General features: G+C 45.0%; 20 protein-coding genes and 1 pseudogene. 10 read left to right on the plus strand and 11 right to left on the minus strand.

What is annotated here, in order from left to right; all coding sequences use genetic code 11:
• Positions 1-245: 245 nt before the first annotated feature.
• Genes AALA56_RS00700 through AALA56_RS00710 form a run of 3 tightly spaced genes read left to right on the plus strand, consistent with a single transcriptional unit; the run spans position 246 to position 2,307 of the window.
• Positions 246-389 carry a hypothetical protein gene (locus tag AALA56_RS00700; protein ID WP_369908302.1) on the plus strand — a complete coding sequence of 48 codons (144 nt, stop codon included), beginning with the start codon at positions 246-248 and terminating at the stop codon, positions 387-389.
• A gap of 22 nt (positions 390-411) precedes the next feature.
• Complete coding sequence (locus AALA56_RS00705) at positions 412-1,758, plus strand: Nramp family divalent metal transporter (RefSeq protein WP_369908303.1); 1,347 nt, start codon at positions 412-414, stop codon at positions 1,756-1,758.
• Between the two features lie 18 nt (positions 1,759-1,776).
• Entirely contained in the window at positions 1,777-2,307 is a 531-nt protein-coding gene (locus AALA56_RS00710) for a biotin transporter BioY (protein ID WP_369908304.1), read from the plus strand.
• A 35-nt stretch (positions 2,308-2,342) separates the two neighbouring features.
• Here AALA56_RS00710 and AALA56_RS00715 read toward each other — a convergent pair whose 3' ends face one another.
• Together AALA56_RS00715 and metG are read right to left on the minus strand one after the other, a co-directional pair.
• Complete coding sequence (locus AALA56_RS00715) at positions 2,343-3,575, minus strand: aminoacyltransferase (protein ID WP_369908305.1); 1,233 nt, start codon at positions 3,573-3,575, stop codon at positions 2,343-2,345.
• A gap of 135 nt (positions 3,576-3,710) precedes the next feature.
• On the minus strand, positions 3,711-5,708 hold the full coding sequence (gene metG / locus AALA56_RS00720; protein ID WP_369908306.1) for a methionine--tRNA ligase: 1,998 nt from the start codon (positions 5,706-5,708) through the stop codon (positions 3,711-3,713).
• Here metG and AALA56_RS00725 point away from each other — a divergent pair.
• The 3 genes and pseudogenes from AALA56_RS00725 to tehB all read left to right on the plus strand — a co-directional run bounded on the left by AALA56_RS00725 (position 5,707) and on the right by tehB (position 7,587).
• On the plus strand, positions 5,707-5,856 hold the full coding sequence (locus tag AALA56_RS00725) for a hypothetical protein (protein ID WP_369908307.1): 150 nt from the start codon (positions 5,707-5,709) through the stop codon (positions 5,854-5,856). The genes metG and AALA56_RS00725 overlap by 2 nt on opposite strands.
• A 37-nt stretch (positions 5,857-5,893) precedes the next feature.
• Positions 5,894-6,604: a B3/B4 domain-containing protein gene (locus AALA56_RS00730; protein WP_369908308.1), complete on the plus strand. Its 711-nt coding sequence runs from the start codon at positions 5,894-5,896 to the stop codon at positions 6,602-6,604.
• A 110-nt stretch (positions 6,605-6,714) separates the two neighbouring features.
• A pseudogene (tehB, locus tag AALA56_RS00735) lies at positions 6,715-7,587 on the plus strand (SAM-dependent methyltransferase TehB).
• 50 nt (positions 7,588-7,637) lie between these two features.
• Here tehB and AALA56_RS00740 read toward each other — a convergent pair.
• Together AALA56_RS00740 and AALA56_RS00745 are read right to left on the minus strand one after the other, a co-directional pair.
• Positions 7,638-9,869: a carbohydrate-binding domain-containing protein gene (locus AALA56_RS00740; RefSeq protein WP_369908309.1), complete on the minus strand. Its 2,232-nt coding sequence runs from the start codon at positions 9,867-9,869 to the stop codon at positions 7,638-7,640.
• A gap of 30 nt (positions 9,870-9,899) precedes the next feature.
• Entirely contained in the window at positions 9,900-9,962 is a 63-nt protein-coding gene (locus AALA56_RS00745) for a YSIRK-type signal peptide-containing protein (protein WP_369908397.1), read from the minus strand.
• A gap of 330 nt (positions 9,963-10,292) precedes the next feature.
• Here AALA56_RS00745 and AALA56_RS00750 point away from each other — a divergent pair, with 330 nt between their 5' ends.
• The 4 genes from AALA56_RS00750 (at position 10,293) to AALA56_RS00765 (ending at position 13,605) form a co-directional block, all read left to right on the plus strand.
• The gene (locus AALA56_RS00750; protein ID WP_369908310.1) at positions 10,293-10,931 is read left to right on the plus strand and encodes a deoxynucleoside kinase; all 639 of its coding nucleotides are present in this window, start codon (positions 10,293-10,295) and stop codon (positions 10,929-10,931) included.
• A 1-nt stretch (position 10,932) separates the two neighbouring features.
• The gene (locus AALA56_RS00755; RefSeq protein WP_369908311.1) at positions 10,933-11,706 is read left to right on the plus strand and encodes a nicotinamide mononucleotide transporter family protein; all 774 of its coding nucleotides are present in this window, start codon (positions 10,933-10,935) and stop codon (positions 11,704-11,706) included.
• A gap of 135 nt (positions 11,707-11,841) precedes the next feature.
• Positions 11,842-12,705, plus strand: a complete 864-nt coding sequence (locus tag AALA56_RS00760) for an arginase family protein (protein WP_369908312.1) — start codon at positions 11,842-11,844, stop codon at positions 12,703-12,705.
• Positions 12,706-12,777: 72 nt separating this feature from the next.
• A complete protein-coding gene (locus AALA56_RS00765) occupies positions 12,778-13,605 on the plus strand; it encodes an exodeoxyribonuclease III (RefSeq protein WP_369908313.1) in 828 nt (275 codons plus the stop codon).
• A 28-nt stretch (positions 13,606-13,633) separates the two neighbouring features.
• Here AALA56_RS00765 and AALA56_RS00770 read toward each other — a convergent pair whose 3' ends face one another.
• The 7 genes from AALA56_RS00770 to rsmI all read right to left on the minus strand — a co-directional run bounded on the left by AALA56_RS00770 (position 13,634) and on the right by rsmI (position 19,611).
• Positions 13,634-13,990: an arsenate reductase family protein gene (locus AALA56_RS00770; RefSeq protein ID WP_369908314.1), complete on the minus strand. Its 357-nt coding sequence runs from the start codon at positions 13,988-13,990 to the stop codon at positions 13,634-13,636.
• 29 nt (positions 13,991-14,019) lie between these two features.
• Entirely contained in the window at positions 14,020-14,517 is a 498-nt protein-coding gene (locus AALA56_RS00775) for a methylated-DNA--[protein]-cysteine S-methyltransferase (protein ID WP_369908315.1), read from the minus strand.
• A gap of 32 nt (positions 14,518-14,549) precedes the next feature.
• Positions 14,550-15,725 (minus strand): phosphoglycerate dehydrogenase, encoded by a 1,176-nt coding sequence (locus tag AALA56_RS00780; RefSeq protein ID WP_369908316.1) that lies wholly within the window; start codon positions 15,723-15,725, stop codon positions 14,550-14,552.
• A gap of 51 nt (positions 15,726-15,776) precedes the next feature.
• Entirely contained in the window at positions 15,777-16,868 is a 1,092-nt protein-coding gene (gene serC / locus AALA56_RS00785) for a 3-phosphoserine/phosphohydroxythreonine transaminase (protein WP_369908317.1), read from the minus strand.
• Positions 16,869-16,997: 129 nt separating this feature from the next.
• Positions 16,998-17,339: a P-II family nitrogen regulator gene (locus tag AALA56_RS00790; protein ID WP_369908318.1), complete on the minus strand. Its 342-nt coding sequence runs from the start codon at positions 17,337-17,339 to the stop codon at positions 16,998-17,000.
• An 18-nt stretch (positions 17,340-17,357) separates the two neighbouring features.
• Complete coding sequence (locus AALA56_RS00795) at positions 17,358-18,593, minus strand: ammonium transporter (protein ID WP_369908319.1); 1,236 nt, start codon at positions 18,591-18,593, stop codon at positions 17,358-17,360.
• Between the two features lie 145 nt (positions 18,594-18,738).
• Entirely contained in the window at positions 18,739-19,611 is an 873-nt protein-coding gene (gene rsmI, locus AALA56_RS00800) for a 16S rRNA (cytidine(1402)-2'-O)-methyltransferase (protein ID WP_369908320.1), read from the minus strand.
• Position 19,612: the final 1 nt, after the last annotated feature.

Raw genomic sequence — 19,612 nt, forward strand, 5'->3', positions numbered from 1 at the left:
TCATGATAAAGAACCAGATATTCCCATTCAAACCTTATGTCAGCTCTTAAAGGTGTCACGCTCAGGTTATTACAAATAAATTATTTTATACTCATCATCAGTTTTGTTCTTTCCTCCTTCCCCCTAAACTCTTCCATTTTTAAGCACGGTTAATTTTTTTAAAAAGCAAGCATGCTTAACTTTTAATCTGTGCTTTTTTAGGTTATAATAGGGATATTAAGTATTAGGAGTGAAAAGAACTGCGTATGTTGTCACGATATTGGGTTACTTTTTTATCAGCTGCTATCTTTATGGGCTATGGTCTCTTAGCTGGAAAGGTTGTCTTTCTTATCTTGGGGCTTGTTTTTGCTATTATAGGGATTGCTGACTATGTGACATCTAAAAAGTAGTCTTTTCTTAGAAAGAAGTTTTATGAAATCTTATCACACGGCGTCAAAAATTTCTCTTAGTGAGGTCAATCAGAGTATTGATGTCCCTAAAAATGCCTCTTTTTGGCGGACTTTGCGTGCCTTTTTAGGACCTGGGGCGCTGGTTGCTGTTGGCTACATGGATCCAGGTAACTGGATTACCAGTGTCGTGGGAGGCGCTAGCTACAAGTATCTCCTGCTCTCTGTGGTGCTTTTGTCATCACTAATGGCAATGCAACTGCAGCAAATGGCTGGAAAGCTAGGTATCGTCACTCGCCAAGATCTAGCACAAGCCACTGCCAACCACCTGCCACGAGGCATTCGCTATATTCTCTTTGTCATCTTGGAGTTGGCACTTATGGCGACTGACCTTGCCGAGGTTATCGGCTCAGGGATAGCCCTGCACCTGCTCTTTGGCTGGCCCTTGCTCTTTTCTATTTTCATCACAATTTTAGATGTCTTTTTGTTACTGTCTATCATGAAAATGGGCTTTCGCAAGATTGAAGCGATTGTCTCGACATTGATTATAACCATTTTAGTGATTTTCATCTATCTGACCGTCCTCTCAAAGCCTAGCATTTCTGGAATTTTGATGGGTTATCTCCCAAGCTTGTCGGTCTTTGATAGTAGCCAAGTTGTCGCTGGCAATACCAAGCTGACACTAGCTCTAGGGATTATCGGTGCGACTGTTATGCCGCACAATCTCTACCTGCACTCTTCTATCTCGCAGACCCGCAAGGTCGACTATGATAAGCCTGAGTCCATCCGCAAAGCGGTGAAATTTATGACTTGGGACTCAGACCTCCAGCTGTCTATGGCTTTCATCGTTAATTCGCTCTTACTCATTTTAGGGGCTTCGCTCTTTTATGGGCATGCTAGTCAGATTAGCGCTTTTGCGCAGATGTACAATGCCCTCTCAGACAGCACTATCGCTGGAAGCGTGGCAAGCAGCCTGCTCTCTACACTTTTTGCCATTGCCCTACTTGCTAGTGGTCAAAACTCGACCATCACAGGGACATTGACGGGACAGATCGTCATGGAAGGCTTCTTACATCTCAAGATGCCTCAATGGCTCATCCGCTTGACAACACGCTTGCTTGCGCTACTGCCTGTCATCATCGCAGCGATCCTCTTTGGAGACAAGGAAACAGTGCTTGACCAGCTCATTGTCTACTCCCAAGTGTTCCTATCGGTGGCTCTGCCATTCTCCATTTTCCCATTGATTTACTTCACATCTAATAAAAAACTCATGGGAGAATTTACCAATGCCAAGTGGAACACCGTCATTGCCTATGCGGTAGCGACCGTTCTGACCTTTTTAAACATCAAACTGATTTTTGATTTATTCTAATATATAAAGGAGATTTACATGCCTGCTATTTACCGACTACTGATGATTAGTGTCTCAACAGCTATTTTAGCTGTTCTCTCACAGCTGACCATTCCTATCGGAACAACGCCGATTACCTTGCAGACATTTGCCGTTGGGTTGGTCGCTAGTCTCTTGAAGTGGCGTGAAGCCCTGCTTGCGGTCGCTCTTTACATTCTGCTTGGTGCTATCGGACTGCCTGTGTTTGCAGGCGGCGGGTCTGGGATTGCCACTCTAGCTAGTCCCAGCTCTGGTTTTATCTGGGGATTTATCCTCTATGCCTTAGTGACTAGTCTCCTCCCTAAGACAAACATCGTCACGCTCTTTGGTGCCAATGTCCTTGGCGATTTGTGCCTCTTTGTCTGCGGTATCATGTCCCTACACTTCCTTGGGCACTTAACTTGGACAGCAAGTATCCTAGCAAGCTTTGTGCCCTTTATCCCTGTTGAGCTAGTGAAAATCCTTCTCATCAGCCTCATTATCCCAAAACTGCGCCAAAGTCTGAAAAACATGACTTATTTCCAAGCATAAGAAAAATCCCAGTTGAAACTGGGATTTTTTGGTGTCTAATAACGTCTGAGCAGTTTTTTGAGACCTTTAATCATCTTGTATTTCATTGGTTTTGGATAATAGCGGAAAGTCCCCATTTTGCGCACGATATAGCCGTTGAAATTTTGCTTAAAGCGAAGAACCCCGTCACTCCCATCAAAGATACCTTGAATACCTAGGAAAGTATAAAAAGGAATGCCTTTTTCGATGGCTTTTGTCATGACATGCTCTTGCAAGACCACAGGAGCGTAAAATTTATTGAACTCCGTGTAAGATCCGCTAAAGAGATAGACGACTTCCTGCGGTGTGTAGATAAAGAGACTGCCTGCTAGCACCACATCTTCCTCACCGTACTTGTCAATAAAAGCTTTTGCCTCCTCCACTCGTGTCTCAAAAGTGGCTAACTGCTTTTCCAGCTGAGTTTTGACCTTCTTTTGCTTGGCTGAGTTGGGATTTTCTGCTAGCTTTTCATTGACCTCATTCAGCTCTTTTTGGTGAGTTGCCATGTCTTTTTGGAGATGGGCGAGATAGTCTTTGAAGTTGAGCGTTGCCACCACAAACTCCGCCTTATCGCCAAAGCTATCGTAAAAATCTTGGTAGTAGTCTAACGATTTGTCCTTGTATTCACGGCGCTCTGAGGTCGATGAGGTAATTTCCTTAAAGATAGACAACTCGTCACGCGTAAGAGTCCTCACTTTGATACCAAAAGAGCTGGTTTTATTTGCCAATGGACGCCCTTTTTTGCTGTAGGACTTGCGCAATGTCTCCTTTGTCAAGCCAGTTAAGTCCTTGACATAGTGCCAGTCTGGCTCACCACCTGGATAGCCCGTCTGCAAACCATCAAACGCATAACCTAGGTCCGTCAGATCAGCAATCAACTCTTTTCTCTCCTCGCTGGTCGCTTCCCCATTGCTATCAAAGGTCTGATAAGTGTCGTAGGGCTTGATGATGAGTTCCAGCGCTCCATTCGCCTTAGCATAATCACGCAGAGCACTGTAAAAAGGCTTTAAATCCTCTGGGTTCGAGGAGGCTGGACCCGAGTTGACCTCCATACGAAGACCACCTGTCTCAGGCATGCTGTAGAGGATAGCTGAGACGCTCACCTCACCGTCACGCACCCAACCAAGATAAGTGACCTTAAAACCACGGCGCTCAAGCAGCTCTGCCATTTCCACCGTCTGCATAAAAGAGCGCTCTGTGTAGTTCTTGCTAGCTTCTTGATAGGCTTCTTTGGATAAAATTTTTAACACTTTCTTCTCCTTATTGCATTTTTAAAAACTCATTAACTTATAGATTAGCACCATCATCTTAAATGAAAGTAAATATTGTCTTATTTTCCTATTATTTTTTAACGAAAAAAGCTTGAGATAATATCAAGCTTTTACTTAACCAATGATACTGCCGTTTGGCACAGACTTGTCCACAGTGAGCAAGGTCAGTTTGCCCTCATGCTCAGCAGAGAGAATCATGCCTTGGCTGATGTATTTTTTCATCATTTTGCGTGGTTTGAGGTTGGCAACGATTTGCACTTTAAGCCCAATCAACTCTTCTGGATTTGGATAGAAGTTTGCGATACCAGAGAGGATTTGGCGGTGTTCACTGTCTCCTGCGTCCAAGCGGAACTGGAGGAGCTTGTCAGAACCTTCGACTTTTTGGCAGTCGATGACCTCTGCCACACGGATTTCTGCCTTGTCAAAGTCCTCAAACTTGATTTGTGCTTTGTTTTCGAGGAGCTTGACGTCTTCAGGCACCCATTCTTTTTCTTGAGCGAGTTTGCCAGCGTCCATTTGCTCTTTGATGTAGCTGATTTCCTCGTCCATGTCAAGACGTGGGAAGATTGGTGTTCCTTTGGCAACGACAATAAGACCTTCTGGTAGGTCGCTAAGCGCCAAGTTTTCAAGGCTAGTTACTTCTGGTAAACCGAGCTGGGTCATGATGGCGTTTGAGGTTGTCATCATAAATGGCTGAATGAGGTACGCTACCACACGCAGACTTGCCACTAAGTGGCTCATAACCGCAGCCAGCTCGTCACGTTTGTCCTCGTCCTTTGCCAAGACCCAAGGTGCTGTCTCGTCGATGTATTTGTTGGTACGAGAGATGATTGCCCAGATAGCTTCGAGCGCACGTGGGTAGTCTACGGCTTCCATTTCCTTGTGGTAAGTGGCTAATTGACTAGCGATTTCTGCCTCAAGGCTGTTGTCAAAAGCTGTCACACCAGACGCAAAAGCAGGCACCTTGCCGTCAAAGTATTTATTGACCATAGCCACCGTACGGTTGAGGAGGTTACCGAGGTCATTTGCCAGCTCATAGTTGATACGACCGACATAGTCCTCTGGTGTGAAGGTACCGTCAGAGCCGACAGGCAGACTTCTCATGAGATAATAGCGAAGCGGATCAAGTCCATAGCGCTCTACCAGCATTTCAGGATAGACCACGTTTCCTTTAGACTTGGACATCTTGCCGTCTTGCATGACGTACCAGCCGTGTGCTACCAAGCGTTTTGGAATAGGTTGTCCTAGAGCGTGGAGGAAGATTGGCCAGTAAATCGAGTGGAAACGCAGGATGTCCTTTCCGACCATGTGAATGTCTGCTGGCCAGAACTTGTCCACACGGTTTTCAAGGTCATTTTCAAAACCAAGCGCTGTGTAGTAGTTAAAGAGGGCGTCCATCCAAACGTACATGATGTGCTTAGGGTTGCTTGGCACAGGTACACCCCAAGTAAAGCTGGTACGAGAAACCGCCAAGTCCTCAAGACCCGGCTCGATGAAGTTTTTAATCATCTCATTCATACGACTGTTTGGCTTGATGAAGTCTGGGTGTTCCTTGTAAAAGTCCAAGAGCCAGTCGGCATACTTGCCCATGCGGAAAAAATAAGACTCTTCACTCACCCACTCTACCTCGTGACCGCTCGGAGCAATCCCGCCAGTCACCTTGCCATTTTCATCACGGAAAACCTCAGCCAGCTGGCTTTCAGTGAAGAACTCCTCATCTGAGACAGAGTACCAGCCAGCGTACTCACCGAGGTAGATGTCATCCTGCGCTAGCAATTTCTCAAAAATGCGCTGAACAGCCTTTTCGTGCTCAGGATTGGTCGTGCGGTAAAAGACATCGTAGGAAATGTCTAGCAATTTCCAGAGCTCTTTGACGCTCTCAGCCATGCCATCCACATAAGTCTGCGGGTCAATGCCTACTTCCTTAGCTTTTTGCTCAATCTTTTGCCCATGCTCATCAAGCCCAGTTAGATAATAAACATCGTAGCCCAAAAGACGTTTGTAGCGAGCCTGCACATCGCAGGCAATGGTCGTGTAGGCAGAGCCGATGTGGAGCTTACCAGATGGGTAATAAATCGGAGTCGTAATGTAAAATGATTTCTTTTCAGTCATGATAAATCCTTTCCAAGCAAATGAGCTTGTTTTGTTGGCTGACTACAAAAGTCAGCTAACTGCTATAGCACTTTATTATACCATAGAAATGGGGATTTTGCGAGATGGAAAAAGCCAAGCCTTGCATTTTGCGACTGGTGTGCTATAATAAAATTGATTTATAATTATAAAAGAGAGGTAAATATATGCAAGTCGAAATCGATAGCACTTTTTGGGAACTCTTTCCAGAAGCACAGATTAGTATCCTTGTGGTTAAGGGGCTAGACAATCACATTGACGAGTCAAAAGACCCGCATTTTCAGGAACTTCTAGATGAGGCGAGCAAGAAAGCAGAGAGTTTCATCACCGAAGAGCCCTTCACAGCAAACACAGTCATCCAAGAATGGCGTGCCGCTTTTACCAAATTCAAAACCAAAAAAGGAGCACGATCATCTATTGAAGCGCTGCTCAAAAGAGTTAGCCAAGGCAAACGCTTTAGCCCAATCAATCCGCTCGTTGACCTCTACAACAGCATCTCGCTAAGCTATGGTTTACCTTGCGGTGGTGAGGACTTGGACAAGATTCAAGGTGATTTGCACCTTGGAAAAGCCAAAGGTGGCGAGCCTTTCTTCCCACTGGGCGCAGAAAAAGACGCCCCTGCTCTTCCTGAGGAGCTCATCTACTACGATGAAGACGGCGCTATCTGCCGTTGCCTCAATTGGCGAGAAGCCAAGCGCACCATGCTGACTGAGGAAACCAAAGACGCTATCCTCGTTATCGAAGCTATTAACCCAGAGCAAGCAGAGCGTGCTAGAGCTGCTATGGAAGCACTCAAGCAACTGCTAAGTGACGAAATGGATGTCACAGGCGACATTCACCACCTAACCACAGACGCACCAAACTACACTATTGACTAAAAGAGTGTCCCTCAGCCAAAGGCTGAGGGGCTTTTGCTAATTGCAATCAAGCGTCTTGACTGTAAATTTGGTATAATGGCAGTAGTTTATTAGTAAGAGAGGACTAGACTATGATAGATACAAAAGATTTGATTGCCTACAAGCAGCTGCCTGTTTGGGGAGCGGACGATATTCCTGAGCTTTTCCTAGATATGCACAACACCAAGGTCGGCACTTGGGGAAAACTCACGATTTTAGAGGGGATGTTGGATTATTTTGAGTTGGATGAAGAGGGTGAGGTTGTGTCTGAGGCTCGCTTTGATAGTGACTCTGCCATTCCTTTTGTGGAACCACAGGTCTGACACCGTATCAAGCCAGCCTCCAGCAACCTGCGCTTTTATCTAACTTTTTATTGCCAAAAAGAGGATTATTTCGCTAAAAAATACCACCTCACCAAGACTCACTCTGAGGTCATCTTTATCGCTCCTTATCTAAAGGCAAACAGTCGTGCGCTAGATTTGGGCTGTGGACAAGGGCGCAATGCACTTTACCTGACTTTACTTGGACACGATGTCACTGCTGTGGATAAAAATACCGAAAGCCTTGCCTTTCTAGAAAATCTTGCCAGTCGTGAAGGCTTGTCCCTCACGACAAAAGCATACGATATCGCCACCGCTGACATCAGTGGGACTTACGACTTCATCATCTCCACAGTTGTGCTGATGTTTCTTGAGGCAAGCCGTATTCCTGACATTATCCACAATATACAGGAACACACTGCAGTTGGTGGCTACAATCTCATCGTCTGCGCTATGGATACTAAAGATTATCCCTGCCCTATTCCCTTTCCTTTTACTTTTAAAGAGGGCGAGCTCAAAGACTACTACAAAGACTGGGAGTTGCTCAAGCACAATGAAAATGTCGGTGAGCTCCACCGCCTAGATGAAAACGGCAATCGTATCCAACTGCGCTTTGCCACTATGCTGGCACGCAAAATCAACTAGCACTTTTTCAAACACAAAACACCGCTAGAGTTCTAGCGGTGTTTTTATGATTAAGCGTCTTCTTTTTTCTTTTTAAGTCCTGCTAATCCAAGAGCTGAAGCTAAGCCGATAAGACCTACGCCAGCATACTCAAAGTGGGATTGACTTTCTCCTGTCTCTGGGAGACTTGTCGTTGTAGCTGTTTGTGAGTTTGTCTGACTAGCTAACGTAAGTCCTCCTTCACCAGATTGGGTAGGCGCTTGCATTGCTGGTGCTTGATTGGTTGGAGCTGGCTTACCATCTACTGGTGGCATTTGGCTCGGGGCAAAGCCTCCAGCTACTCCATTTCCAGTCGGTGCTCCAAAGTCCTCAGAAGGTTTGCCCTGTGTGCTTGTAGGCATCATATCGGCAGGAAGCATTTGTGAAGCCGTGTTTCTCGATGGTGTTTCCTCGCCTGTTTGGTCTACTGTGGTTGCGTCAGATGGTGCCTGTGGCTGAGTAGTAGTTGCTTGGTTGCTATTATCACCAGTTGGGCGTTCTGGTGGGGTTGCACCGTTCGTTTCGTTTGGCGGAGTCGGTACATCGCTTGGAGCTGTGCCATCAAATGCTCCACTGCCATTTGGTGGGGTTGGCATATCACTTGGTACTATACCGTCTGGCAGATCTGGTGGCGTTGTGCCATCACCTGGCATTTGCCCATTCATCGGACCACCTTGACCGCCTGGGGCATAAGTATTGGTGTACTCTGTAGTGGCTGTCGTTGTGGTCGTATTGCTACCCGCACTGATCGTATAGTCACTACCGTCTGTCAAGCTAGCGCTTGAGTAAACCAAGTGCGCTAGCTTAATCGGTGTGGTAAAGCTTGTAACGGTATTTCCAGCGCTATCTGTAATGGTCACTGTTTCCCCTGCGCTTGCTGTGAGATTTGTCGCTAGGAAATCTTGGCTAGAGCTGCTGTCAAAGGCTTCTTCCATAACAGCATTTGCCGAACCAGCAATCAACGTACCGCCTGTGATGATACCCTCACCATCATAGTCAAGCGCTGTGTCGGTACCGTCCTGACCAGAACCACCGTAGACCACAATGGTACCACCTGTAATGGTGAGATTTCCATTAGAGTCAAAGCCGTCACCGCCAGCATTGACATAAACTGTACCGCCATTGATGTTAAGTTCAATCTGGTCTGTCGCTAGCATGCCAGCATTTTCATTTGGCGTAGCGTTGAGTCCGTCATCTGCAGCGTCCACATAAAGCGTACCGCCATTGATGGTCAAGTACCAAGCCTCAATACCTTCGTCGTCCGTCTTGATAGAGACATTTCCAGAGTTAAGCGTGAAATTATGCCCAGCATGGATACCACGGTCGGTTGAAGTGATGGTCAGATTTGCCCCATCAATGGTAATGTCACCATTGGTCAAGTCCTCTGTATCAATAGTTGCCATCCCTTGCCCACCAGCAATGATAGTAATGTCACCTCCGAGCAAGTTAATAGCCGTCGTCGCTTCAATCCCATCACTGCCAGACGAGATGACATAAGTCCCTGACTCGATAGTCACAGTGTCGCCATAGATACCGTTGCTACCAGAACCAGAAGCGATTGCAGTGTAGCCGTCACCTGCGAAATTGAGGTCACCACTAACGTTAATACCAACAGATGAGGTGGAGGTGATGTTGTTGGTGCCAGATGTCACGAGAAGTACAGTCGCTAAGCCCTGTGAGGAGATAGCTGGAGCACTGTTTGTGATATTGACATTGTCAAGGTTGACCGTCACCTGAGCTGAGACGTCCTCAGAAACAGTGATAGAGCTGTTTTCTGCCGTACCTGTAAAGGTGTAAGTCCCAGCACTTGTGATGACATAACTGGTATTGTCAACGATGGTTGTCGTGCTGTCTGCGCTTACTGTGATACTCTGAGTGTCTGTTGTGCTGTCTGACCTTGAGCTGGTGCTTGTCTCACTAGTGGCATTATCTGTATCCTCTGTGCTGGCACTTGTATCTGTGGTGTTCTCTGTTGTAGTTGACTCTTGACTGGTGTTTACTTTGTTTTCTGCACCTACATCTGTGCTTGCCTCTGTAGTAGTTTCTACTGAATCTGCACTTGCTTTTTCACTGCTATTTGAAGCTGTACTGCTAGACTCGGTAGAAGCTACTGTGTCTGTGCTCGCTGTTGTATCTGTGCTAGTAGTATCTGTAGTATCCGTAGAAGCTTCGGTATCTGTCGTCGTTGAATCGCTTGTTTGGGTGACAAGAGCTGAGCTAGGCTCGCTATTACTTGCTTCATCTGCGCTTGCACTTCCTGCCATAATCCCAAAGGTTGTCAGACCTATCAGCGCCTAGGCTAAGCCAAATTTAAACTTACGAAAAGAAAAGGTTTGTTTGGTATGTTTTGATGTCATAATGAACTCCTTATTTTTTAACAATTAGTTGTTTGCTAGTATAGAGAGCCCAACTTAAACATTTCCGAAAAATAGCTTAAGTTTTGCTTATACCTGTCACAATTGTCGATAAAATAGACATATCTGTCACACCTTTTTTTGACTAAAGGCTATCAGTATATCACAAAATAAAAAAATATCAAGGCTTGCAATACACAATATATAGTGCTAAAATTTTATTTGTAACACAATATGTTGTTGCAAAGAGATAAAAAAACACATCAATATGATGATAGATTGGTGTTAGGAGATGCATATTCTAGCACGATTAACTGGAGGTGTATCACAATCGTGATTATATTAGCAGGGATGATTGGCGTTGGTAAGACTACTTACACCGCCCAATTAGCCAAAGAACTGGGAACTGAAGCTTTTTTTGAGCCTGTCGAGGACAATCCTATTTTGGATAAATACTATGAAAATCCTGAAAAATACGGCTTTGCTTTGCAGATTTACTTTCTCAACAAACGTTTTAAAGCTATCAAAAAAGCTTACCATAGAGATGACAATGTGCTTGACCGCTCCATCTACGAGGATGCGCTCTTTACCTTTATCAACACGCTACAAGGCAGCATCTCAACGCAGGAATACGGTATCTACCTTGAGCTGTTGGACAATATGATGGAAGAGCTTGACGGCATGCCTAAAAAAGCGCCAGACCTTCTCATCTACCTTGACGCTAGCTTTGAGCATATTATGAGTAATATCAAAAAACGTGGGCGCAGCTATGAGCAACCAACTGAAACAAATGGTCTTGAGGACTACTATCGTCTGCTTCACAACCATTATCACGAATGGTATGACAAGTACGACTATAGCCCAAAAATGCTCATCAAGACAGACGATATTGACATTACCTGCGACGACGATTGGCAACAAGTCTTTGGGCAAATCAAAGACAAAATGCAAGAGCTAGGAATAGGAGACTAAGGTGGACACAGAAACAACAAACACAGCACTAGACGTAACAGAAACAGTAGAAACAATAGAAACAGACAACAATCTCAACAACTTATCCCTCAAAAAAGCCTTTGACATCGCTTGGTCACGCTTTAACCGCACGGAAAAAGTCTTTGCGCTTATCGCCTTTTGTGTCTCACTTGGCTTTACCAGCTATGGGATATTACCGACTATCTTGAGAGGGGATTTTACACTGCTTAACACCCTCTCTATTATTATGTCCATTTTTGGCTTTATCGGGACATGGACGCTGGCTCTGCAGTGGCAACACACCTTTAAAGCCAATGGTATCCAAAATATCGCTAGCATATCAGTAGCTGGTATCCAGCATGTCTACGGGCACATGTTTACCAGTGTCTACTATTTGATTACAGAGTTTGTCGGACACTACAGCTGGCAAAAAAGACGTAACGAAGCGGGTGAGTTGGTCGTTGATAAGCGCTTTGGAGTGCGAGATGTGTTAATCGCCATTTTCTTTTGGACTATTGGACTTGGTGTGGTGTCTTACCTCATGGGTGGGACACGTATCATCCTAGACGCTATCACAAACGGACTGTCCTTCACCGCACAGCAACGCCAAGTCAAAGGGCACATTGACGGCTTTTATATCTGGCTTTTGGTGGATTTGCTCAGTTTCTTTCTCTTTTTATCTGTTGGCAATCCCATCGCAGCTTTTGGCTACCTTGGCATGATGGCGCAAGGCTGCGTGGCCATTATGATTTGGAAAAAAGGCAAAGGAAATTAAAGCTTTGAGGGTTGACACTTGTCTTTCTTTCTGTTAAGATAGGTAACCGTGGACGTTTTGATGTATATGCAACGTTATTAAAGCATGTGCTTTAGAGTGCTTTTCCACACAAAAACTTCAATAAGGAGGTCTTTTATGACGACACTACGTTTACTCCTTCCACAATGGCAAGGAGGCATGAATCCCAACTATGTTCTTGGTGCGGAGCTCTTGAGCGTTATTGCGCCACCTTCATCAAAGGATGAAATGATTAAAATTGACGTGCCGACAAACTTTGATGCTCCACTGGCAACTAAGAATGGGATTGACCGCTATGATGAGCTAGCAGACCAAACGCAGACTGTTTTGGACGTTCTAGCCCAAAAAGCTCCTGAAAAGGTGATTACCTTTGGAGGCGACTGCTCTATCTCACAAGCACCGTTTGCTTATCTCTCTGAAAAATACGGCGACAAGCTCGGTGTTCTCTGGTTGGACGCCCACCCAGACATTGCCACACCTGACTTTTCAAGCCACCTCCATGAAATGGTTCTTGCTAACCTCATGGGACAAGGCGCTAAAAGCTTTGATGACAAGGTCAAACGCCCTATTGATAGCCAAAAAGTCATGTATGCTGGACTGATTGACAAAGACCTCCGCAAGGAAGAACGCCCTCTCGTTTTAGATAAAATCGCTTACGCTACACCTAGCGATCTCAAAAAGAATAACCAAGTTATCCTTGACTGGATAAAAGAAAATAATATTGAGGTGCTTGCTGTCCATCTCGACTTGGACGTGCTCTCGCCTTATAACTTTAGGTCTGTCTATCCAGCAGATCCAAAGAGCACTGTTGAGGCTTTCCCAGCAGCTGTTGGTGAATTGACGCTTGACCAAGTCGTTGGTATCTTCAAGGACATGAGCACCCAAGCTGAGCTTGTAGGCTTGTCTATTGCAGAGCATTTGCCTTGGGACACTATTTACCTACGCAAAGCCTTTGAGAAGATTGACATTTTCAACTCTTAAAAACCAAGCACAGACACGGCAAAGTCTGTGCTTTTTTGCTATAATAAAGCTAAAAAAGACTAAAGGATGCTTATGAAACTCATTTCTTGGAATATTGATTCACTCAATGCTGCGCTGACTAGCGACTCTGCTCGTGCACTGCTATCTCGTGAGGTGCTTGATACCTTGGTTAAGGAAAATGCAGACATCATCGCCATTCAAGAGACCAAACTCTCTAGCAAAGGCCCAACCAAAAAACACTTGACTATCTTAGAGGACTATTTCCCAGACTATGCTGTTACTTGGCGCTCATCTGTCGAGCCTGCAAGAAAAGGATACGCTGGCACCATGTTTCTCTACCGCAAAACGCTTAGTCCCATCATCACCTATCCAGAAATCGACGCACCGTCAACCATGGACAGTGAGGGGCGCATTATCACCCTTGAGTTTGAGGACTTTTTTGTCACACAAGTCTATACGCCAAACGCTGGTGACGGTCTCAAACGTCTGGCTGAACGCCAAATTTGGGATGAGAAATACGCTGACTACCTAGAGAAGCTTGATAGCCAAAAGCCAGTCCTTGCTACTGGTGACTACAACGTTGCCCACAAGGAAATTGACCTTGCTCATCCAAGTGCCAACCGCAGATCACCTGGCTTTACCGATGAAGAGCGTCAGGGCTTTACACAACTGCTTGGTAAGGGCTTCACTGATACTTTCCGCTACATGCACGGCGATGTGCCAAATGTCTATAGCTGGTGGGCGCAACGCAGCAAGACCAGTAAAATCAACAACTCCGGCTGGAGAATTGACTACTGGCTAGCTAGCAATCGTATCGCAGACAAAATCACAAAATCTGATATGATTGACTCTGGTAGCCGCCAAGACCACACCCCTATTGTACTTGAGATTGACATCTAAAAAGACTGGTCACTTGACCAGTCTTTTCTTATTGCTTCCATAAATCTTGATAGCTCGTGCGGTGCCCAATCTGAAACAGTTCGCCGTCTTTGACCAGCAAAGGACGCTTAATGAGCATGCCGTTACTTGCTAGTAAAGCGAGTGCCTCTTTTTCGTCCATGGTAGCGAGCTTGTCCTTTAGTCCGAGGTCACGATAGACCTGACCGCTGGTGTTAAAAAACTGTTTGAGCTGAAAGCGACCTTGAGCAAGCCAGGCTTCAAACTGATCTACTTGCGGAGGATTTTCCTTGATATTGATACTATCAAAGTCAAGTCCTAACTCTTCTAACTCTTTTTTGGCTCGCTTACAAGTCGTGCAAGGCGGGTATTGGTAAAATTGTAACATGTGTTCTCCTTTTTGGTTAAGAAAGGCTGTTATTTCAGATGGACACCCTCATGCTCTAAGAGCCATATCTTTTTATCCAAGCCACCAGCATAGCCCGTCAGCTCTCCAGTGCTGCTTAACACCCTATGGCAGGGAATGAAAATAGACAAGGGATTGCGACCGACAGCACCGCCAACAGCCTGAGCAGACTGACATCCTAGACAATCTGCAATCTCACCGTAGGTCATGACAGAACCTTGTGGAATGGTGGCTAGCACCTGCCAAACCTTTTGCTGGAAAGGTGTCCCGATAGGCGATAACGCTGGCTTACTAGGCAGACTACTTCCTGCAAAGTAAGCGTCCAGCCAAGACACAGCCTCAGCTAAGATTGGGTTTGTGCTCTTCTGGACATCAGCGTCCTCTAGTTTTGCTTCATAGTATTTTTGCCCTAAAAACCAAGCGCCTGTCAGTGCCTTATCTGTCGCAACCAGAGACAATTGTCCTATCGGTGAGGTGTAGATGGTTTTATAAACCTTGATAGATGTCATATGAAATAGCCCTTCCCAAATAAAGTCCTGCTTTATTTTTCAATCAAGCGTACACGTACAATATTATCACTTGCTTCAAATTTTGCAACTAATTGGTCAATCTTAGCACGATCATCCTCATCAAGGTCTAAAAGGGTATAAGCGTAATCGCCTTTAGAGCGGTTGATGATATTGTCAATGTTAATGCCAAGGTCTGATACGGCAGTTGAGATACGAGCGACAATATTTGGGACATTTTTGTTAATCAAGGTAATGCGGTAAGGTGCTACCAAGGCTTGCTCAACACGTGGGAAATTGACAGAGTTGATGATTTCACCTGTCTCCATAAAGCGACGAATGGTTTTCCCTGCCATGATGGCACAGTTAAGCTCAGCCTCTGCTGTTGAGCCACCTACGTGAGGAAAGACCGTGATATGCTCTTTACCAAGCAAGTCCTTATCCCCAAAGTCTGTCACATAGTGCTTGACAACACCTGTTTCAATGGCGTCAAAGAGAGCCTTGTTGTCCACCAACTCAGCACGTGCAAAGTTGATAATCGTCGTGCCCTTTGCCATGCTAGCAAAAGCGTCCTTATCAAAAGTATGACGAGTGTCATCCGTCAAAGGCACATGCACCGTAATGTAATCACAGTTAGCAAAGATTTCTTTCAAATCATTGACACGCTTAACGTGGCTTGAGATGTTCCACGCCGCTTCAATGGAGACATAAGGGTCGTAGCCAAGGACGTTCATACCAAGACGTCTGGCGTCATTGGCAATGCGTGCTCCAATCGCCCCTAGACCAATGACACCAAGTGTTTTACCTGCAATTTCACTACCAGCAAACTGCTTTTTCCCTGCTTCGACTTGCTTTGGAATGTCGTCACCCGTTAGCTGATTGACCCAAGTATTGGCTGCGATGTAATCACGAGCTGATAAGAGCAAGGACGCAATCACGGCTTCTTTTACCGCATTGGCATTGGCTCCTGGGGTGTTAAAGACGACAATCCCTTGCTCTGTGGCTTGGTCGATTGGGATGTTGTTGGTCCCTGCTCCTGCTCTTGCGATTGCTTTTAAGTTCTCTGGGAAAGTCTCACCATGAAGATTTTGGCTGCGAATGATAAAAGCGTCTGGATTGTCCGCCTTATCACCATCCACTTGAAATTGATTGCCCAGCTCTTTGAGACCGATTTGATTGATATTGTTATAGGTTCTGACACTAAAAACCATACGCACCACACTCGTTATTGCTAACGCCTTTCTTTTTTCTCTTGACAGCTTTTAGCTGTTTTCTTTTTCAAATTTTTCCATAAATGCAATCAAGTCCACAACCCCTTGACGTGGGAAGGCATTGTAGAGACTAGCTCGCATACCACCGACTGAACGGTGTCCTTTGATGTTTTTAAAACCAAGCGGAGTCGCTTCAGCCACAAACTTGCTGTCTAACTCCTTACTTGGGGTCACAAAAGGAATGTTAGCAACAGAGCGCTCTTCCTTATGAATGACAGGGCTTGTGTAAAAGTCTGATTGCTCAATGAAGTCGTAGAGGAGTTGAGACTTCTCACGGTTGATTGCTTCCATCTTGTCCACACCACCCATTTCCTTGACCCAGTCAAAAACGAGTTTTGAGATATAAATGCTGTAAGCTGGTGGGGTATTGTAAAGTGAGCCAGCATCCGCTTGAATGCGGTAATCAAGCATGCTTGATAGGGCTGGTGTGTCGTTTAGGAAATCCTCACGCACAATGACCACTGTTACCCCAGCAGGTCCGATATTCTTTTGCGCACCCGCATAAATCATGGCAAAATCCTCAACATTATAGCGCACTGCTAAGATATTAGACGACATATCAGCGATAATGGGCACACCATTGGTATCTGGCAAGTCGTAAATAGCTGTGCCTTCGATGGTGTTGTTGGTTGTGATATGGACATAAGACGCTTCCGGATCAATCGCTGACGCATCAAAAGTCGTAATGTGATTATAATTGTCTTTTTCAGATGAAGCTAGTAAAATCGGCTCAAAAGGAATGGTCTCAGAGAGCTTAACAGCCTCAGTGTAAGCCTTTTTCCCCCAAGAACCACCGACAAGATAATAAGCCTTGCCACCTTTTGCAAAGTTGAGCGGAATCATCGAAAACTGAGTGGAGGCACCCCCTTGTAGAAAAATGACTTTATAATTGTCTGGAATTGCCATCAACTCACGCAAAGTCGACTCAGCGTCCTTGATAATAGCATCAAACTCGCTGGAGCGGTGAGACATCTCCAAAACACTCATACCACTGCCTTGATAATCAAGAAACTCACGCTGTGCCTTCTCTAGCACTGGTTTTGGTAAAACTGCAGGACCTGCAGAAAAATTATAAATTGTCATAAGAATACCTCCGTTATATTTTACGATTATAACACAATTTTCTGAATTTTGTAAAGATTCCAGCGATTTTTTGTGATATTTTTCTCAAAAACAAAAGGATAGCATCGCTATCCTTTTTATCTTACTCTTCTACAAAGCATCTGCGCCGTGTTCTCCGGTTCTAATGCGAATCACATCGTCAATTGGGATGATGAAGATTTTGCCGTCACCGACTTCCCCAGTTTGGACGGCTTCTCGCACCAGTGCAACCAATGTGTCAACCTCATCGTCTTTGGTGACGACTTCTACTTTGACCTTGGCAAGAAGTGCTGGGATGACCTTTTGACCACGGACATACTCCGCAAAACCTTTTTGATTCCCATAACCTAGGACTTGTGAGACGGTCATTCCTCTAGCAAGCCCTTGCTTTGTCATGGCGTCTTTTAAATCTTCTAACTTATCCGAACGGATAATCGCTTCTACTTTTTTCATTGACAACTCCTCTCTAAATTACGAATCTAATCCCATAAAGGTTGGGTAGGCAGTCTCACCATGCTCGCTATCATCAAGACCAATCGCCTCTGCACGCTCTGTGACACGTATAGGCATAAAGATTTGAATACCCTTGACGATAACAAAAGTAGCAATCGCAGACCAAAGCACCGTCACAAGAATAGCAATAATCGTAATCCATAAAAGATGACCATTACCATAAATAATCCCAACATTTTCTTTATCTAGCGCCAGACTAGGTAGGGTGAAGATACCTGTCACTAAACCTCCAAAAATCCCGCCAACACCGTGACAACCAAAGGCATCGAGAGCATCATCATAGCCCAAGCGATGTTTCAAAACAGAGATGGCTGCATAGCAGATAGGACTGACCGCAAGACCGATAAGAATAGAACTCCATGTGGATACAAAACCAGCAGCAGGTGTTATAGCAACGAGTCCTGCGATTAACCCCGTCGAAGCACCGACAAGAGAGACCTTTTTAGTGAGGAAAGCCTCAATCACTATCCAAGAAAACATGGCTGCAGACGCTGATAAATGCGTGGTTAGTAAAGCATGAACGGCTTGGCTATTTGCAGAAAGAGCAGAGCCTGCGTTAAAACCAAACCAACCTAACCAGAGAATCCCCGCTCCAAGCAACACAAAGGGAACATTGTGCGGACGGTATTCTAAGCGCTGATAGTTGCGTCTTTTTCCTAACATAAGGGCTAACACCAAGCCAGAGACACCAGATGTGATGTGCACCACATCACCCTCTGCAAAGTCGATGGTTCCTAGCTGTGCGAGAAAGCCTTCGTCCCAAACCATGTGTGCAAATGGATAGTAGACCAACAGCAGCCAGAAAACCATGAAAATCACCATCGGCAAAAAGCGCATACGACCAGCAACAGCCCCTGTTAGAATGGCTACTGCTATGATGGAAAACATCATCTGAAACATGGCAAACAAGGCATCTGGAATGCCTAATCCTCTACTGCTCGTCGTCTCACTAACGTTATTAAAAAAGAGATGACTGAAATTTCCAATAAAATCTCCATCTCCGCCAAAAGACAGAGAATAACCTACTGCAAACCACAGCAGTGTCCCGATGGCAATCGGCACCACACACATCATCATGGTATTGATGACATTTTTACGCCTACCAAGCCCACCGTAAAAGAAAGCTAAACCAGGTACCATAAAAAAGACCAAACCAGTACAGATAAAGATAAATGCTAAACTACCAGTATTCATAAATGACCTCCTGAAATAATATGTTAGATAATATAACACAATATTTTCAGCAAGTCAATGACTTTTTCTAATTTTTCTGGATTTTCTCTCTAATCTATCATCTTTTGTCAGCTAAAAAAATAAGCAAGAGAAATATCGTATTCTCTTACTTATTTAGCTGATGATAGGTATCGTAGACCTCTTGACGTGTTCTGCCAAGCTCTTTTGCCACTTTCTTAATAGCCTGTGTTGGCTTTAATCCATTAGAAATATACTGCTCTACTACCTGTACAGGGTCAACATCAGATGTTAGGTTTTCTAACTCTTCATTCTGTATTTTTCCAGAAACAATGAGCAGGCACTCGCCTTTTAGAGGTGTTTCTTTGATGGCTTCTAAAAGTTCTGTGATAGTGCCACGTTGGTACTCTTCAAAGACCTTGGTTAGTTCTCGCACCAAAACCACTTGTCGATTGCCATAGACCGTTTTCATATTTTCCAGCGTGCTTGCAACACGATAAGGCGATTCGTAGAAAATCTGTGTCTCTGGATAGTCTTTTTTCGCCTCAAAAAAAGCTTGCTGCTGTCCTTTTTTACGAGGTAAGAAGCCGTAAAAAACGTGTGGCTGTGGCGCTAAGCCGCTGGCTATAAGCGCTGTGATACCAGCACTAGCACCAGGCAGTGCCACAACAGGGATGTCTTTCTCAATAGCTGCCACAACCAAATCATGCCCTGGGTCAGAAATGGATGGCATTCCAGCATCAGAAACCTGCGCCAGCGATTTTCCAGACGCTAGCAAATCAAGAAGATAGGGAATCTTTTCATAGGCATTGTGCTCATGAAAGCTGATTTGCTTTGTGTCAATCTCAAAATGCTTTAAGAGAAGCCCTGTATTTCTCGTGTCCTCCGCACAGATAAAGTCAACGGTCTGTAGCGTTGTAATCGCTCGGTAAGTCATGTCCTCAAGGTTACCGATAGGGGTAGGCACCAGATAGAGCGTCCCTAGCTCTTTCTTGCCTTTAAAGCTTTTTTGTACTTGCATG

Source organism: Streptococcus hyointestinalis (assembly GCF_041225505.1).
GTDB lineage: Bacteria > Bacillota > Bacilli > Lactobacillales > Streptococcaceae > Streptococcus > Streptococcus hyointestinalis_B.

Coding starts and splice junctions, on each gene's coding strand:
- AALA56_RS00795 (WP_369908319.1), bottom strand. CDS start 18,593: ATGAATACTGGTAGTTTAGCATTTATCTTTATCTGTACTGGTTTGGTC.
- serC (WP_369908317.1), bottom strand. CDS start 16,868: ATGACAATTTATAATTTTTCTGCAGGTCCTGCAGTTTTACCAAAACCA.
- AALA56_RS00700 (WP_369908302.1), top strand. CDS start 246: ATGTTGTCACGATATTGGGTTACTTTTTTATCAGCTGCTATCTTTATG.
- AALA56_RS00775 (WP_369908315.1), bottom strand. CDS start 14,517: ATGACATCTATCAAGGTTTATAAAACCATCTACACCTCACCGATAGGA.
- AALA56_RS00760 (WP_369908312.1), top strand. CDS start 11,842: ATGACGACACTACGTTTACTCCTTCCACAATGGCAAGGAGGCATGAAT.
- metG (WP_369908306.1), bottom strand. CDS start 5,708: ATGACTGAAAAGAAATCATTTTACATTACGACTCCGATTTATTACCCA.
- AALA56_RS00790 (WP_369908318.1), bottom strand. CDS start 17,339: ATGAAAAAAGTAGAAGCGATTATCCGTTCGGATAAGTTAGAAGATTTA.
- AALA56_RS00705 (WP_369908303.1), top strand. CDS start 412: ATGAAATCTTATCACACGGCGTCAAAAATTTCTCTTAGTGAGGTCAAT.
- AALA56_RS00770 (WP_369908314.1), bottom strand. CDS start 13,990: ATGTTACAATTTTACCAATACCCGCCTTGCACGACTTGTAAGCGAGCC.
- AALA56_RS00765 (WP_369908313.1), top strand. CDS start 12,778: ATGAAACTCATTTCTTGGAATATTGATTCACTCAATGCTGCGCTGACT.
- AALA56_RS00780 (WP_369908316.1), bottom strand. CDS start 15,725: ATGGTTTTTAGTGTCAGAACCTATAACAATATCAATCAAATCGGTCTC.
- AALA56_RS00740 (WP_369908309.1), bottom strand. CDS start 9,869: ATGGCAGGAAGTGCAAGCGCAGATGAAGCAAGTAATAGCGAGCCTAGC.
- rsmI (WP_369908320.1), bottom strand. CDS start 19,611: ATGCAAGTACAAAAAAGCTTTAAAGGCAAGAAAGAGCTAGGGACGCTC.
- AALA56_RS00730 (WP_369908308.1), top strand. CDS start 5,894: ATGCAAGTCGAAATCGATAGCACTTTTTGGGAACTCTTTCCAGAAGCA.
- AALA56_RS00725 (WP_369908307.1), top strand. CDS start 5,707: ATGATAAATCCTTTCCAAGCAAATGAGCTTGTTTTGTTGGCTGACTAC.
- AALA56_RS00710 (WP_369908304.1), top strand. CDS start 1,777: ATGCCTGCTATTTACCGACTACTGATGATTAGTGTCTCAACAGCTATT.